We start from the raw sequence: 15,598 nt of genomic DNA, 5'->3' as shown, positions 1-15,598 counted from the left end.
TGAGCCGGGGGCCGCGGACCGTGCGCGGCCCTTGGCGTGCCGCTTCCACTGGCCGAGACTTGGGCGATGACACAGCGCGTGGCTCTCGCGACGGTGATGGACCGGCTCTCCATCGATGCAGTGATCACCGATTACGCCGTGGCGGTGGACGACGGTGCGTGGGAGGACTGTGCCGCCCTCTTCACCCCCGACGGGCGTGCCGACCATCGTGGTGCGGGCGGGGCCGAGGAACCCGCCGCCGCGGGCGTGCGGTGGCTCGCGGAGAGCCTGCGGCTCTTCCCGGTCCGCCAGCATCTGATCGTCAACCGGCGGCTCGACCTGGAGGACCTCGGCGGCTACCCGGGGGACCACGCGCGGCTGCGGGCCGACTACTTCAGCCCGTTGGGCCCGGCGGTGGCCGTGGAAGGCGGGACCGCCCCGGCCGTCCTGACCGGCGGCCGGTACGCATTCGAGCTGCGGCGTACGGACGCGGGCTGGCGGATCCGGTCGGTCACGGTCCACGAGATGTGGCGGTGCGTGCCCACGGGCGGCGGATGATCTCGCGCCGGCCGGGTAGGCGCGCGTCGCGTCCGGTGGCCACGGCACGCCCCGTGTGCGCTCCTGATCTTCTGGACCACACTGGGATCAGGCGGACGACCGGCGAGGAGGACATGCATGCCGATGCGGGGCGGACGGATTCGGGGCGGTGCGGCCGGTGAGCGCGGTGCCCGGCCGCCCGAACGGCTGCTGCGTTCCCGGACCGGGCGCGGCGCCGCAGCTCTGTGCGCGGGTGCGCTGCCGGCTCTGGCGTTTCCCGCCCCGTCGCTCTGGTGGTTCGCGTATGTCGCCCTGGTCCCCTGGCTGCTGCTGATCCGCTCGGCGGGCACGGCGCGGCGTGCGGCCGTCGACGGCTGGCTCGGCGGTACGGGCTTCATGCTCGCCGTGCACCACTGGCTGATGCCGAGCCTGCACGTGTTCATCCTCCTGCTCGCCGCGCTCCTCGGACTCCTGTGGGCACCCTGGGGCCTCCTGGTGGCCCGGCTGCTCGGCGGCTCACCGTCCGTGCGGCGTTCCGTCGCCGCGGTCGCCGTGGTGCCCTCCGGATGGCTGGTGATCGAGCTCGTCCGCTCGTGGGAAGGGCTCGGCGGTCCCTGGGGGCTGCTGGGCGCCAGCCAGTGGAACGTCCCGCTCGCACTGCGCAGCGCCTCCGTCGGGGGCGTATGGCTCGTCAGCCTGGGTGTGGTGGCCGTGAACACCCTGGTGGCGCTGCTGATCGGCGTACCGGCGGCTCGCCGGGCGGCGGCCGTGTGCGTGGTCGTGGGGGCGGTGGGCACGGGAGCGGCAGCGGTGTGGGCGCCGCGGCCCGAGGAGACCGGGTCGGTCCGCGTCGCCGTCGTGCAGCCCGGTGTGGTCGAAGGCCCGGGAAGCATCGAACGCCGCTTCGCGCGCAGCGAGGAGCTGACCCGCGACCTGGCCGGCCAGGACGTGGACCTGGTCGTGTGGGGCGAGAGCAGCGTGGTCGTGGATCTGTCGCGGAGCCCTCGGACGGCGGACCGGATCACCGCTCTCTCGCGTCTGGTCGGAGCCGATGTGCTGGTCAACATGGACGCCCGGCGCACGGACGGTCCCGACCGCTCCGGAATCTACAAGTCGGCGGTCCTGGTGGGGCCGGACGGCCCGACCGGTGACCGCTACGACAAGATGCGCCTGGTGCCGTTCGGTGAGTACGTCCCGGCCCGCGCGCTGCTCGGATGGGCGACCTCGGTGGGCAAGGCCGCGGGTGAGGACCGGCTGCGGGGCAGCAGCCCGGTGGTGATGGATCTGCCGGACGGACTGCGGGTGGGCCCCCTGGTCTGCTTCGAGTCGGCGTTCCCCGACATGAGCAGGCACCTGGCGAAGGACGGTGCCCAGGTGCTCGTCGCCCAGTCGTCCACCTCGACGTTCCAGCACAGCTGGGCCCCCGAGCAGCACGCCTCGCTGGGGGCGCTGCGGGCGGCCGAGTCGGGCCGCCCGATGGTGCACGCCACGCTCACGGGCGTCAGCGCGGTGTACGGCCCTCGGGGCGAACGGGTGGGAGCGCCACTCGGAACCGACGCGAGTGAGGCGGCCGTCTTCGACGTGCCGCTCGCCCGTGGCACCACCCTCTACGTCCGGCTGGGCGCCTGGCCGGTGTACGGCGCTCTGGCCGTGCTGGCGGTCTTCTTCGGCGCCGCGGGCCTGCGCACCCTCAGGACGCCTGCTCCGACGCGTCCCGGACGACCCTCTCGCACAGTCGGTGGGTCTCCAGAGCGTCCCGGGCACTGAGCACCTCTCCCGCCCGGACCGCGTCCAGGAAGGACAGCACGCTCTGTTCGATCCCGCGCTGGCGGGCGACCGGGACCCAGTCGCCGCGCCGCCGCAGCGTCGGCTGGCCCTTGTGGTCGACGACGTCCGCGAGGTTGAGCACCTGCCGCTTGCTGTCCTGCCCCGAGACCTCGAGGATTTCCTCGGTCGACCCGTTGAGCCGGTTCATCATGCCGATGGCGGTGAATCCGTCGCCGGACAGCTGGAGCACCACGTGATGCATCAGCCCGTCGGCGATCCGTGCGCGCACGACGATGTTCGACACCGGCCCGGGGACCAGGAAGCGCAGGGTGTCGACGACGTGGATGAAGTCGTCGAGGACCATGGTGCGCGGGTCCTCGGGCAGCCCCACCCGGTTCTTCTGCATGAGGATCAGCTCCCGCGGGTGCTCCGCGCACTGCGCGTACGACGGGGCGAGCCTGCGGTTGAAGCCGACCGTGAGAGTGACACCGCGCTCCTCGGCGAGGGCCACCAGCCGCTCGGAATCGGCGAGTTCGTAGGCGAGCGGCTTGTCCACGTAGGTGGGGACGCCCGCTTCGAGCAGGCGCCCCACGATCTCCGCGTGCGCGGCGGTCGGCGCGTGCACGAAGGCGGCGTCCAGGCCCTGGGCCAGGAGCGGGCCCAGATCCTCGTGGCACTGCGCCTCGGGGATCCGGTGGGCCGCGGCGACGGCAGCCAGCGTGGCCGGGGTGCGGGTCTGCAGATGCAGCTCCACGCCGGGCAGGGTCGTCAGTACCGGCAGATACGCCTTCTGCGCGATGTCGCCGAGTCCGATGCAGCCGACCTTCACGTGGTTCTCCCTGTCGCCTTGACCAGGGCCTTGTCAGGGCCGTGTCCGCTGCCCTTCCCTGGTCCCGGCAGCATACGTGCGCTGTGGCGGCTGCCAGTCGGCGATGCCGTCGAACGTGCGCAGGACGAGCCCCGGGCCGAGGCGGGAGGCCGCGGCCATCAGGCCTGCGCGGAGGGCGACGGCCGGGGTGGCCGAGAGCTGCATCATCCGGGAGATCCGCGCCGCCTTCCGGACGACGGCGGTGGTGCGGGGCTGCCGTTCCGCACTGTAGGCGGCCGGCGCCACCTCCTGATCCGCGTGCGGCGCCATGTGGTGGGCGAGCACGACCGCGTCCTCGATGGCCTGGTTGCCGCCCTGGCCCAAGGTCGGCGCCATGGCGTGCGCGGCGTCGCCGACGAGCACGGCGCGGCCGCCGTGGAAGGCCGGCAGGGGAACGGTCATCTGGTGCACGTCATGGCGCAGGACCTGGCCGGGCTCGACGGAGTCGATGATGCCCGGCACCGGGTGGTGCCAGTCGCCGAACCTGCGCAGCAGTTCGGCCTTCTCGTCGTCGGCGGCCCGTGCTCCGGCCGGGGCCGTGGCGGCGGCGTAGGCGTAGATCCGGCCGTCCTTCATCGGGTGGCTGCCCCACAGCGCGCCCCGGCCCCATGTCTCGTGAGAGGTGAACGGGCTGTCGGGAGCGGGGGCGAGCACACGCCACGTGGTGAATCCGCTGTACGACGGCCCGGGGTGACGGGGGAAGAGCACGGCGCGGACTCCCGAGCGGATGCCGTCGGCGCCGACCACCAGGTCCGCCTCGATGTCTCCGGAGGGTGTCCTGACCACCGCCCGGCGTCCACCCGCACGGCCCGGATCCACGAGTCGGGCGGGACTGGCCGTGTGCACCGCCGACCCGGGGAGTCCGGCGCGGAGGAGGTCGACGAGCGCCGAGCGGGGCAGCAGGACGAGCGGCCCCCCGAACCGCTCGGCCGCCGCGGCGCTGTCGGTGCGGGCCAGCCAGCGGCCCGACGGCGTACGCATGCCTCCGTCCCCCTGCCAGGCGGCGAGGTCCCTGACCGCGTCGCCGAGCCCGATCACGTCGAGGGCGCGCTGGGAGTTGGGCGCGAGGCTGATGCCCGCGCCGATGGGTTCCAGCGAGGCCGAGCGCTCGAGGACGGTGACCTCCCACCCGGTCCGGTACAGGGCCACCGCGGCCGTGAGTCCGCCGATTCCGCTGCCGATGACCACTGCTCGGGACGCCGTCATGACTGAACCCCTCCCCGGAACTACACCTGTAGTACGTGGGCACCACCGTACTACAGGTGTAGTTCGAGCGGTAGATTGGCTCCATGCCCACACGTCCCGCACCCGCGCACACGCCCTCACCGGGGCCGCCGCCCCCCTCCCGCGCCGATCTGATCGCCGACGCCGCGCTCGCCCTACTCGCCGAGCGCGGGATGCGGGGCCTCACCCATCGGGCGGTGGACGAGCGGGCAGGGCTCCCCCAGGGCTCGACGTCCAACCACGCACGCACCCGGGAGGCGCTGCTGGAAGCGGCCGTGCGCCGGCTCGCCGAGCTGGAGGCGCGGGTGCTCACCCCCGGCGAGTGGCTCGCGAGCGGTGACCCCGCCCGGGTCGCCGAAGGACTGGCGCGCGCCCTGCACCGGTATCTGACCGGCAGCACCCAGCTCCTGGTCTGCCGCTACGAACTGGCCCTGGAGGCCACCCGCCGGCCCGGCCTGCGGGTGTTCTACGACAGCGCGGGCGAACGCTTCCGTGAACCACTGGTGGCACTGATGACCGCGGCCGGATCAGCCGAGCCCAAGCGACACGCGCTGTCGGTCGTGGCCTGGGCGGAGGGGATGATGTTCGCCTGCGCCGCGGGTTCGTACCACGGGGCCGTACCGACCGAGGAGGCACTGCGCAGCGGCTGCGGCGAGCTGCTGCGCGGGATGCTCGGCAGCGGCCGGCCCGGAGACCGAAACGGTGGCCCCGGCGATCATGGTTGCGCCAGGATGGCCCGATGACTACAGAAGAACGGTCCGAACCCGCGGTCGACGCAGCCGAGCGGCAGATGCTGGAGGGGTGGCTCGACTACCACCGCGCGACCCTGGCGATGAAGTGCGAGGGCCTGACCGACGCCCAGCTGCGGGAGGCGTCCGTGCCCCCGTCGGAATTCACCCTGCTCGGTCTCGTACGGCACCTCGCCGAGAACGAGCGCGGCTGGTTCCGCGAGGTGCTCACCGGTGAGGAGATGCCGCCGATCTACGGGACGGACGAGGACCCGGACGGGGAGTTCCATCTCACCGAGGCGGACACCTGGGAGGAGGCCAGGACCACCTGGCTGGCGGAGATCGGCCACGCCCGGGCCAACGCCGCGAAGTTCGACCTCGACAGCCCGTCCGTCGGTGTGGGCAGTACGGGCAAGCCCTTCAGCCTCCGCTGGATCTACACGCACATGATCGAGGAGTACGCCCGGCACAACGGGCACGCCGACCTCGTACGGGAGCGGATCGACGGCGCCACCGGCGAGTGACCGACGGCGCCCTGCGGGGGGGGGGGCCGCGCGGGTCACTCCCCTGCCGCGCTCCTCCGCAGGCGCTGTTCCATCCGCCTGATTCCGGCGCGGACCGCGCCGCCGTACCCGTCGCCCTCCAGCACCCCGACGGCGTCCCAGGCCCGGTCCAGATGGATGCGCGCCGCACCGAAGCGGTGCAGCTTCAGGTAGTCCGCCGCCAGATTCAGATGCAGCGAGGGGAAGAAGGCCCGCACCGCACCGGCGTCCCGGTGCTCGGTGGCCGGGTCCGTGACCGGTTCCCCGGTCACGCTTTCCGCAGCAGTCAGCGCCCTCAGGTCCCAGGCGAGTTCGTCCCCGGGGTCGTCCTGGGTGTCCGCCATGTAGTGCGCGAGGGTGCAGCGGTGCAGGGCTTCGCCGGACTCCCCGATTTCCGACCAGATGGTCCCGAACCGGTTCCTGGCCTCTTCCCGGTCCCCCGCGTGGAGCAGCATGATCGCCTGGCCGATCCTGGTCATGACGACATCCCCCGGCACTTCCCGCTGCTCCACGTCAGAGGTCTCCCTGATCAACGTCCGGCCTGTTCCGGTGGCTCCGACGCTAGCCGCAGCCACCGGCAATCCGGCTCAGGCGCGGGCCCCGGCCGCCGGCCGTGCAACCTCCCGGCCCAGGTCCGGGATCCGCCAGTCGATGGGCTCGTGGCCCTGCGCGGCGACGGCCTCGTCGATCTGGGTGAAGGGACGGGAGCCGAACCACTTCTTGGCGGAGAGCGGGGACGGGTGCGCGCCCTTGACCACGACGTGGCGGTCCTGGTCGATCAGCGGGATCTTCTTCTGGGCGTAGTTGCCCCAGAGGACGAAGACCGCCGGGTCCGGCCGCTCGGCCACCGCGCGGATCACCGCGTCGGTGACCTTCTCCCAGCCCTTGGCCTTGTGCGAATTCGCCTCGCCGCCGCGGACCGTGAGCACCGCGTTGAGCAGGAGGACGCCCTGCTCGGCCCACGGCATCAGATACCCGTTGTCCGGGACCGGCAGCCCGAGCTCGTCGTTCATCTCCTTGTAGATGTTGCGCAGGGAGGGGGGAGTCCTGACGCCCGGCCTGACCGAGAAGCACAGGCCGTGTCCCTGGCCCTCGCCGTGGTAGGGGTCCTGGCCGAGGACGAGGACCTTCACCCGGTCGTACGGCGTGGCCTCCAGCGCGGCGAAGACCTGATCGCGCGGCGGATACACCGGCCCCCTGGCCCGCTCCTCCTCGACGAAGTCGGTGAGCTCCTTGAAGTAGGGCTTCCGCAGCTCTTCGCCGAGGACGCCGCGCCAGGACTCGGGCAGCAGGTCGGTGTCGGTCACGTGCACAACCTCCGGTAAGCGTTCGGTTCTTCACCGCAGAACCTACCGGGGGCCACTGACAAAGGACCCGCCGAGCCTGCCGCCGCCCTCCTACCAGCTGGTCTTGCGGTACAGCTCCCACATCTGCATGACCGTCTGCGGGTCGAGCGCGCGCTCGCCGCCGCCGATGTCCTCACCGGCCGCCACGTAGAGCTTGCCCTGCCACAGGGGCAGCAGCCGCACGTCCTTGACGAGGATCTCCTGGGCCCGCTTGAACTGCTCGGAGACGGCGCCGCGGTCGCTCTCCTTGCGGGAGGACGGCAGCAGCTCCTGGGTGATCTCGTTGGTCAGGTAAGGGGTGCCGGTGACGCTCTCCTGGCCCACGAAGGGGGCGATGAAGTTGTCCGGGTCCGGGAAGTCGGGGAACCAGCCGCGTCCGAAGACCGGGTACTCGCCCTGGGTGAAGCCCTCCTGGAAGGACTTCCACGGCGCGCTCTTCAGCGTGATCCGGAACAGGCCGGACGCCTCGAGCTGGCGCTTGAGCTCGGCGAACTCGGGCGCGGTGGAGGAGCCGTAGCGGTCCGTCGTGTACCAGAAGGTCATCTTGACGGGCGCGGTGATTCCCGCGTCGGAGAGGATCGTCCTCGCCTTGGCGACATCCGGGTCGCCGAAGGAGTCGAAGAAGCTGGTGGCGTGACCGGCGATGCCCTTGGGGACCATGGAGTAGAGCGGCTCGGCGGTGCCCCGGTAGACCTTGGCGACGAGGGCGTCACGGTTCACCACCTGGGCGATGGCCTGCCGGACCGCGAGCTTCCCCGCGGCCGGGTCCTGGGGGTTGAAGACGAGGAAGCGGATGTCGGCGCCGACGGACTCGACGATCTGCAGGCCGTCGTTGTCCTTCTTGTTGTCCTCGAGCCCGATGACCTCCTCGGCGGTCAGGCCTCGGTAGGTGGCGTCGATCTCCTTCTTCTTCAGCGCCGCCACCATGGGGGCGGAGTCGTCGAAGTACCGGATCGTGACCGCGGTGTTCTTCCGGTCCGCGAACCCCTTGTAGCTGGGGTTCTTCGTCAGCTCGGCCTTCTTGCCCTGCTCGTACGAGTCCAGGACGTACGGACCGGAACCGGTGACCTTCCCGTCGTCGCGGATGCTGTCCGCCGGGTACTCACCGGGGGGAACGATCGACATCGCGGGGGTGGCCAGGATGAACGGGAAGGTCGCGTCCGCCTTGGCGAGGTGGAAGATGACCGTGTCGTCGCCCTTGGTCTCGACCCGGTCGAGGGCCCCGAGGAGGCCGGCCGGACCGCCCTTGACCTTGATCTTCGTGATCCGGTCGATGGAGTACTTCACGGCCTCGGCGTCGATCTTCTCGCCGTTGGAGAACTTGAGGCCGGATCGCAGGGTGCACCGGTAGGCCATGCTCGTGGCGTCGGTGAACCGGCATTCCTGAGCCGCGTCGGGCTCGGGGCTGGTGCTGCCGGTCGGGAAGCTCACCAGGGTCTGGAAGACGTTCCTCATCAGCTCCCAGGAGCCGTCCCACGCGGCGGCCGGATCCAGGGTCGAGGGCGAGCTCGTCGTTCCGACGGATATCTTCTGGTCCGTTTCCGAACTGCTGTCGGACAGCAGGCCGCAGCCGGTCAGCAGAGAAAGGGAAGCAAGGGCTGCAACTGTCTGCAGACTGGCCCGGTAGAACACGTGCACGCTCCTCGATCAGCCTTGGGTCGGCAGACCATACCGCAGCGCCTCGCCGGGACAATCCGCTGGCCCGGCGAGGCACTTGCGTCAATCAGGGCCAAACTGGCGCAGTCCCTCTCAGGCCACGCCGGCGTTCAGGAAGATACCGCCGTCGACCACGAGGGTCTGGCCCGTGACCCAGTCGGACTGCGCCGACGTGAGGAACGCCGCCGCACCGCCGATGTCCTGCGGGACACCGAGCCGGCCCAGCGGGTAAGCGGCCGCGGCCTCGGCCTCCCGGCCCTCGTACAGCGCCTCCGCGAACTTGGTCTTCACCACGGCGGGCGCGATCGCGTTGACCCGCACCACCGGCGCGAACTCGTGCGCCAGCTGGAGGGTCAGGTTGACCATGGCGGCCTTGCTCATGCCGTAGGCACCGATGAACGGCGACGCGGAGACACCCGCTACCGAGGCGATGTTGACGATCGCCCCGCCGTTCTCCCGCTGCCACGCCTTCCAGGTCTGCTGGGCGAACCCGAGCGCCGAGATCACATTGGTCTCGTAGACCTTGCGGGCCACGTTGAGGTCGAGCTCGGCCATCGGCCCGAAGACGGGATTGGTGCCTGCGTTGTTGACCAGGTAGTCGACCCGGCCGAACGCCTCCATCGCGCGCTCGACGGCCGCGGCCTGGTGCGCCTCGTCGTGCGCCTTGCCCGCGATACCGACGGCCCGGTCGGCGCCGAGCTTCTCGACGGCCTCCTTCAGGGCGTCCTCGCCGCGGCCTGTGATGACGACGCGGTCACCCCGGGCGACGAGCGCCTCGGCGATGCCGTAGCCGATGCCCCGGCTCGCGCCCGTGATGAGCGCGACCTTGCCACTGTCCTGCACAGTCATGGTGTCCGTTGCCCTTCCGGGATCAGTTGAGCGGTCCGCCGGCGACGTACATGACCTGCCCGGACACGAAGCCCGCGTCCTCGCCGGTGAAGAAGGCGATCGCGTTGGCGATGTCCTCGGGGCGCCCCACGCGCTGCACCGGGATCTGCGTCGCCGCGGCGGCCTGGAACTCCTCGAAGCCCATGCCGACCCGCGCCGCCGTCTGGGCGGTCATCTCGGTGACGATGAAACCGGGGGCGACGGCGTTGGCGGTCACGCCGAACTTGCCGAGCTCCTTGGCGAGGGTCTTCGTGAAGCCCTGGAGACCGGCCTTGACCGCGGAGTAGTTCGCCTGGCCGCGGTTGCCCAGTGCCGAGGAGGACGAGAGCGAGACGATGCGGCCGAACTTGGCCTCCACCATGTGCGACTGGACGGCCTTGGCCATCAGGAACGCACCCTTGAGGTGGACGTTCATCACGAGGTCCCAGTCGGACTCGCTCATCTTGAAGAGCAGGTTGTCGCGGAGCACACCCGCGTTGTTGACGAGGATCGTCGGGGCGCCGAGCTCGGCGGCGACCCGCGCGACGGCGGCTTCCACCTGGGCGCTGTCCGACACATCGCAGCCGACGGCGAGGGCCTTGCCCCCGGCGGTTGTGATCTTCTCGACCGTGTCCTTGCACGCCGCCTCGTCGAGGTCGAGTACGGCGACGGCGCGGCCCTCGGCCGCCAGGCGTACGGCGGTGGCGGCGCCGATGCCCCGTGCCGCTCCCGTCACGATGGCGACGCGCTGCTCGGTGGTGGACATGCTTGGTTCTCCTCGCCCTTGGATCGCGGCTCAGCGGACGTCAGGAAGTTCCCGATAACTGAGCAACCGCTTAGTACCTTCAGCAGACGAGACGCTAGAAGCCCTGGCACCCGGTGTCAACGGCCCACGGGTGCACGGGCGCATGTCACACCCGACGGAGCTGCCGCGCGGTACCTTCCGGGCGGCGGCTCCGCCACCGGAGTCAGCGCACCAGCAGGTCGAGCAGCCGCTCCACCTCGGCGGCCGGGTCCAGGGTCAGACCGCTGTGCACGACGCCCGGCTGGACCACCGTGGACCGTGGCGCGATCAGCCAGCGGAACCGCCGGCCCGCGTCGTCCCCGGCGGCCTGGCCCGCCGCCTCACCGCCACCGCAGACCCCTTCGACCGCCCGCAGGGCGGCCTGCACGCCGAGTACGTCGGCCTGCGGGTCCAGCGCCTTGAGCTTGTGCTCGTCCAGATGTGTGCGCGCCGCGACGAAGGACTTCGCCCGGCAGTAGACCAGCACGCCCGCGTTGAAGCACTCACCGCGCTCGACGCGGGGGACGACGCGCAGGACCGCGTACTCGAAGACATCGCGCTTGCTCATCGACTGCCGTCCTTGCTGTCTCGTCCGGCGCCCGCCTGCGCGTCGCGGTCCTTCTTGGTGGGGTGCGGCCAGGGGGCCAGGCGCTCGGTGAGCCATCCGGGGGCCTGGGAGGGCCGGTTCTTCGTGGGCCCTTCCATCACGATGCGCTCGTGGATGCTCCCGGCGCGCGCCAGCAGCGGCTCCACGTAGGCCCGGCGCAGTCGGTCCGTGTCCTCGAACCCCGGTTCGCCCGCCAGCCACTCGTCGGGCACCTCCGCCACCACCTCGGTCAGCAGTGCCTCCGTGACCAGCGGGGCGAGTTCGGCCGCCGCGGAGGCGATGTCCGGCCCGAAGGGCTCGAGGACGTGGTCGGAGGCGTTGTACGGCTTCGCCGCGGAGGCCTGTGCGCCCGGCCAGTTGTGGTGCCAGATCATGGTGGCCCCGTGGTCGATCAGCCAGGGCTCGCCGTGCCAGACCAGCATGTTGGGGTTCCGCCACGACCGGTCCACGTTGTTGATCAGCGCGTCGAACCAGACGACCTTCCCGGCCTCCGCCGCGCCGACCTCGTAGGCGAGCGGGTCGAACCCGAGCGAACCGGGGAGGTAGTCCATCCCGAGGTTCAGCCCCGCACTGGCCTTGAGGAGCTCCTGCACCTCTTGGTCGGGCTCGGCGAGACCGATGACGGGGTCCAGCTGGATCGTCACCAGCTCCGGCACCCGCAGCCCCAGCCTCCGGCCGAGCTCCCCGCAGATGACCTCGGCGACCAGGGTCTTGCGCCCCTGCCCCGCTCCGGTGAACTTCATGACGTACGTGCCCAGGTCGTCGGCCTCGACGATCCCGGGCAGCGATCCACCCTCGCGCAGGGGCGTGACATAGCGGGTCGCGGTGACTTCTGTCAGCATTTCCCCAGGCTATACGGCGCGGCTGCTTGAAGATCCACGGCCGGGGGTGGGGGCCATGGGGATCAGGTGGCCACCCCCGTGACGGGCCCGGAGCCACGCGGAGATTCCGGACGATCACCGACGCCGCCCACGTCGGCGGGACCTCAATCGCTGTTCCCTCCCGCGCGGACGGCCCACGGCATGCCCGGCACGCGCAGCCGGTACGGGCTGCCGCCGCGCAGCGCGGCGCGTGCGGCGTTGGCTCCGGGGGCGCCGTGGACGCCGCCGCCGGGGTGCGCGGAGGCCGAGGCGAGGTACAGGCCCTTCACCGGCGTCTCGGGCCGCCCGGTGCCCGGGGTCGGACGGAACACGAGCTGCTGGTGGGCGGCGGCGGTGCCGCCGTTGATCGCCCCGCCGGACAGGTTCGCGTCCATGGACTCGATGGCGGGCGGCGGGAGAAGGCGGCGGGAGATGACGCGGGACCGGAAGCCCGGCGCCCAGCGTTCGACTTCGTCCTCCATCCGGTCGGCCATCGCCTCCTGCTCCCGCCGGTCCCAGCGTCCTGTCAGACCGTCCTCGCCCGCGTCCCCCTTGATCCGGTGCGGCACGTGGGTGTAGGCCCAGGCCGACTCCGTGCCGGCCGGTGAGCGCGTGGCGTCCGCGGTGGTCATCTGCCCGAAGAGGAGAAAGGGCCGGTCGGGCACTTGGCCGGTCGCGATCTGCGCGGCGAACCGGGTGAGGCCGTCGACCCCGTCGGCCAGGTGCACCGTCCCCGCCGTGGACGCCTCCGGGGCGGTCCAGGGCACTGCCCCTCTCAAGGCCCAGTCGACCTTGAACGTCGCGAAGTCCCACTGGAACCGGCGCAGGTCACTCAGCAGGCGGCCGGGAAGGTGCCGGGCGTCGACCAGTCCGCCGTACAGCGCCGGCGCCGACACGTCGGCGAGCACGGCGCGGGAGGCCGGCACGGCCTCACCCCCCGCGGTGCGTACACCGACGGCACGACCGCCGCGTACGACGACCTCGCTCACGCGCTCTCCGCAGCGGACCACTCCACCGTGCCGTTCCAGCCGGCGGACCAGGGCCGCCGTCAGCGCACCGGCTCCCCCCACCGGCACCGGGAAGCCGTAGGACTGCGCGAGCATGGACATGAGCCATCCGTAGCCTCCGCTCCCCGCTGCCTCGGGGCCGAGGTCGGCATGCAGCGCATTGCCCGCGAGCAGGAGCCCGCCGCCCTCGCCGCGGAACTCCTCCTCCCCCAGACGACGCACCGGCAGCACCATCGTCCGTGCCAGCCGGAGGCCGCCGGAGGTCCGGAGCCTGGCAGCGAGCCGGACAGCGGGGCGAACCGGCGGGAAGGGGGTGAACAGGGCACGCAGGATGTCGGGGCCCAGGCGACTCCATGTGCCGCACAGATCGAGCCACGCGTCCCCGTCGCCCCCCGCGAAGGTGTCCAGCCCCGCCGCCGTGTCCTCAGCCCCCTGTTCGATGACCGCGCACCGGCCGTCGGGCAGCGGATGCGCCAGCACCCGCGGGGCGCGACTCCATGCGAGCCCCTCCTCCTGCAGTCCGAGCCCGCCGAGGATCGGAGAGGCCGCTGCCAGCGGGTAGAAGGCGCTGAAGAGGTCGCTCACGTAGTCGGGATGGACACCGCGGTCGCTGCGGACCGCACCACCCGGCTCCGGCTGCTCCTCCAGCACCTCCACGCTCCATCCCGCAGCAGCCAGAAGGTTCGCCGCGACGAGGCCGTTGGGCCCCGCGCCGATCACCACCGCGTCCGGCATCAGTTCCTCCACGTGTTCTCACCGTTCCGGGCCCCCGGCTACGCTGCCGTGCACCGCGGCGGAGCGCCGTGCCGCACCGCCGCGGTGGTCCGCGGTCAGGCCGTGCGGTGCCCGTTCTTCGGGGGCTTCTCCACGGTGTCCGCCAATCGGGCGAGCATGCTGCGGTGGCGCAGCTGGATCAGCGTGTCCGCCACGGTGTTGTGGAGCTTCCCGGCCGGTCCGCGCAAGGGATGTTCGTCGATGGTCACCAAGGCGTCCTCGCCCCACGGCCGGACCTCCAGGGCGATGCGGGCGGTGCCGAGCCGGCCGCTGTCCGCCTCCAACTCCAGCACGTGCGGGGCCTCGCAACGCCGGACGACGGTGCTTCCCGCCGCGGACCACCGCCCAAGACGGACCGTGTACGTGATGGCCGAGCCCACCTCCGGCCACACGCCCTCCTCCGGCCGCGACTCCGACGTGCCCACCACCCAGTCGCCGTAACGCGTGCCGTCCGCGAGAACCGCCCAGACGTCCTCCGCGCTGCCTCTGACCAATCGGTGTCGTGCGGCCACCGGTCCTCCAGACCTCGCCATGACTCCCCGGGCCGGTACCCGGCGGCACCGGCCCACCCACTCTCGCAAGCATCCGAGGGATCCGCCGCCTGCTGGTCACCCGGCCGGGTACGGACCCCGTGAAGCCACCGGCCCCCGTACCACCCGGGGCGCCGGACCTCCGGCACGCTGCGGGACGGGTGGTCCGCACGGACCTCCGCGGCACGTTCCGGCCGCCCGGTCGGCGCTGCCCGGCATGCCGGAAGGCGGCGCTCTTCGCCGGCCGCACGGATCCCTCGCCGGTTCAGGGCACCAGCAGAGTCTTGATCATGCCGTCCCGCTTGTCCTGGAAGGTCTTGTACGCCTGCGGCCCCTCTTCGAGCGGCAGCCTGTGCGTGGCGAAGGCATCGACGCCCAGGGGGTCGTCGTCGGTGAGGAGCGGGAGGATGTCGTCGACCCAGCGCCTGACGTTCGCCTGTCCCATCCTGAGCTGGATCTGCTTGTCGAACATGGTCAGCATCGGCAGGGGGTCGGCAGCGCCTCCGTACACGCCGGACACCGAGACCGTGCCGCCCCTGCGCACCACGTCGACGGCTGCCCGGAAGGCGGCCAGGCGGTCCACGCCCACGGTTTCCATGAGTCGCTCCCCCACGGCGTCGGGCAGGAACCCCACGGCTGTGTGCGCGGCCTTGGCCACGGGGGCGCCGTGTGCCTCCATGCCGACCGCGTCGATCACCGCGTCGGTGCCGCGACCGTCGGTGAGATCGCGGATGGCATCGCCCAGGTCCTTGCCGTGCCGACGCAGGTCGAGGCATGTCACCCCGTCCGCGGCGGCGCGGGAGAGCCGTTCGGGCACGAGGTCGACCCCCACCACGAGGCCCGCACCCCGGTGCCGGGCGATCCGTGCCGCCATCGCGCCGATCGGTCCGAGACCCAGGACGGTCACCGTGCCGCCGGGCGGGACCGCCGCGTACGCGACGGCCTGCCAGGCGGTGGGCAGGACGTCGGAGAGGTAGACGTACCGGTCGTCCGCCGGACCGTGCGGAACCTTGATCGGCAGACTGTTCCCGAAGGGAACCCGCAGGAACTGGGCCTGTCCGCCGGGCACCTGTCCGTACAGCTTGGTGTAGCCGAAGAGAGACGCGCCCATCCCGCGCTCACGCACCTGCGTCGTCTCGCACTGGGAGTGCAGCCCACGGTCACACATGTAGCAGTGCCCGCACGAGATGTTGAAGGGGATGACGACCCGGTCCCCGGGGGCGAGTGCGGTCACCTGGGGCCCGATCTCCTCCACGATGCCCATGGGCTCGTGGCCGAGGATGTCCCCGGGGTCGAGAAAGGGGCCGAGGACCTCGTACAGATGCAGGTCCGAGCCGCAGATGCCGGTGGACGTGATTCTGACGATGACGTCCGTCGGGTCCTCGATCCGGGGATCGGGAACGGTCTCCACCCTGACATCCCTCTTGCCGTGCCAGGTCAGTGCGCGCATGTGTGACTCCTTTTCGCGAGACACTTCGAACGGTGCGGGCGGACGCACTTCTTGTGACTCCGTGACCGGAGC

Annotated in this window: 16 protein-coding genes; 4 read left to right on the top strand and 12 right to left on the bottom strand. The window is 71.7% G+C overall.

What is annotated here, in order from left to right; translation table 11 throughout:
* Nucleotides 1-66 precede the first annotated feature (66 nt).
* On the top strand, nucleotides 67-537 hold the full coding sequence (locus ACFUNE_RS21910) for a nuclear transport factor 2 family protein (protein WP_383570455.1): 471 nt from the start codon (nucleotides 67-69) through the stop codon (nucleotides 535-537).
* A 117-nt stretch (nucleotides 538-654) separates the two neighbouring features.
* The gene (gene lnt / locus ACFUNE_RS21905) at nucleotides 655-2,283 is read left to right on the top strand and encodes an apolipoprotein N-acyltransferase (RefSeq protein ID WP_383570453.1); all 1,629 of its coding nucleotides are present in this window, start codon (nucleotides 655-657) and stop codon (nucleotides 2,281-2,283) included.
* On the opposite strand, the gene ACFUNE_RS21900 is transcribed toward lnt, so the two are convergent.
* Complete coding sequence (locus ACFUNE_RS21900; protein ID WP_383570450.1) at nucleotides 2,207-3,112, bottom strand: Gfo/Idh/MocA family protein; 906 nt, start codon at nucleotides 3,110-3,112, stop codon at nucleotides 2,207-2,209. The two genes, lnt and ACFUNE_RS21900, sit on opposite strands and share 77 nt — an antisense overlap.
* A gap of 33 nt (nucleotides 3,113-3,145) precedes the next feature.
* Nucleotides 3,146-4,357 carry an FAD-dependent monooxygenase gene (locus ACFUNE_RS21895; RefSeq protein ID WP_383570447.1) on the bottom strand — a complete coding sequence of 404 codons (1,212 nt, stop codon included), beginning with the start codon at nucleotides 4,355-4,357 and terminating at the stop codon, nucleotides 3,146-3,148.
* A gap of 83 nt (nucleotides 4,358-4,440) precedes the next feature.
* Here ACFUNE_RS21895 and ACFUNE_RS21890 point away from each other — a divergent pair, with 83 nt between their 5' ends.
* On the top strand, nucleotides 4,441-5,118 hold the full coding sequence (locus ACFUNE_RS21890; protein WP_383570444.1) for a TetR/AcrR family transcriptional regulator: 678 nt from the start codon (nucleotides 4,441-4,443) through the stop codon (nucleotides 5,116-5,118).
* A complete protein-coding gene (locus tag ACFUNE_RS21885) occupies nucleotides 5,115-5,627 on the top strand; it encodes a DinB family protein (RefSeq protein WP_383570441.1) in 513 nt (170 codons plus the stop codon). Before ACFUNE_RS21890 ends, ACFUNE_RS21885 begins: the two co-directional genes overlap by 4 nt.
* A gap of 35 nt (nucleotides 5,628-5,662) precedes the next feature.
* Here the strand turns inward: ACFUNE_RS21885 and ACFUNE_RS21880 are convergent, their stop codons facing one another.
* The 10 genes from ACFUNE_RS21880 to ACFUNE_RS21835 all read right to left on the bottom strand — a co-directional run bounded on the left by ACFUNE_RS21880 (nucleotide 5,663) and on the right by ACFUNE_RS21835 (nucleotide 15,526).
* Entirely contained in the window at nucleotides 5,663-6,124 is a 462-nt protein-coding gene (locus ACFUNE_RS21880) for a hypothetical protein (protein WP_383571001.1), read from the bottom strand.
* 108 nt (nucleotides 6,125-6,232) lie between these two features.
* Nucleotides 6,233-6,952, bottom strand: a complete 720-nt coding sequence (locus ACFUNE_RS21875; protein ID WP_383570438.1) for a uracil-DNA glycosylase — start codon at nucleotides 6,950-6,952, stop codon at nucleotides 6,233-6,235.
* 90 nt (nucleotides 6,953-7,042) lie between these two features.
* On the bottom strand, nucleotides 7,043-8,623 hold the full coding sequence (locus ACFUNE_RS21870; protein WP_383570435.1) for an ABC transporter substrate-binding protein: 1,581 nt from the start codon (nucleotides 8,621-8,623) through the stop codon (nucleotides 7,043-7,045).
* A 117-nt stretch (nucleotides 8,624-8,740) separates the two neighbouring features.
* Complete coding sequence (locus ACFUNE_RS21865) at nucleotides 8,741-9,496, bottom strand: SDR family oxidoreductase (RefSeq protein WP_329226395.1); 756 nt, start codon at nucleotides 9,494-9,496, stop codon at nucleotides 8,741-8,743.
* Nucleotides 9,497-9,518: 22 nt separating this feature from the next.
* The gene (gene fabG / locus ACFUNE_RS21860; RefSeq protein WP_329226396.1) at nucleotides 9,519-10,280 is read right to left on the bottom strand and encodes a 3-oxoacyl-ACP reductase FabG; all 762 of its coding nucleotides are present in this window, start codon (nucleotides 10,278-10,280) and stop codon (nucleotides 9,519-9,521) included.
* A 202-nt stretch (nucleotides 10,281-10,482) separates the two neighbouring features.
* A complete protein-coding gene (locus ACFUNE_RS21855; RefSeq protein ID WP_383570432.1) occupies nucleotides 10,483-10,866 on the bottom strand; it encodes a DUF3037 domain-containing protein in 384 nt (127 codons plus the stop codon).
* Nucleotides 10,863-11,747: a HipA family kinase gene (locus ACFUNE_RS21850; protein WP_383570429.1), complete on the bottom strand. Its 885-nt coding sequence runs from the start codon at nucleotides 11,745-11,747 to the stop codon at nucleotides 10,863-10,865. The genes ACFUNE_RS21855 and ACFUNE_RS21850 overlap by 4 nt, the downstream gene beginning before the upstream one ends.
* A gap of 143 nt (nucleotides 11,748-11,890) precedes the next feature.
* Nucleotides 11,891-13,507, bottom strand: coding sequence for a phytoene desaturase family protein (locus tag ACFUNE_RS21845; protein WP_383570998.1), 1,617 nt, complete (start codon nucleotides 13,505-13,507; stop codon nucleotides 11,891-11,893).
* A 95-nt stretch (nucleotides 13,508-13,602) separates the two neighbouring features.
* Complete coding sequence (locus ACFUNE_RS21840) at nucleotides 13,603-14,058, bottom strand: SRPBCC family protein (RefSeq protein ID WP_383570426.1); 456 nt, start codon at nucleotides 14,056-14,058, stop codon at nucleotides 13,603-13,605.
* Between the two features lie 283 nt (nucleotides 14,059-14,341).
* Nucleotides 14,342-15,526 (bottom strand): zinc-dependent alcohol dehydrogenase, encoded by a 1,185-nt coding sequence (locus ACFUNE_RS21835; protein ID WP_383570423.1) that lies wholly within the window; start codon nucleotides 15,524-15,526, stop codon nucleotides 14,342-14,344.
* Nucleotides 15,527-15,598 lie beyond the last annotated feature (72 nt).

The sequence above is a fragment of the Streptomyces sp. NPDC057287 genome (assembly GCF_042667905.1).
In the GTDB taxonomy this organism is placed as follows: domain Bacteria; phylum Actinomycetota; class Actinomycetes; order Streptomycetales; family Streptomycetaceae; genus Streptomyces.
This window is presented reverse-complemented; position numbering and strand designations above follow the sequence as displayed.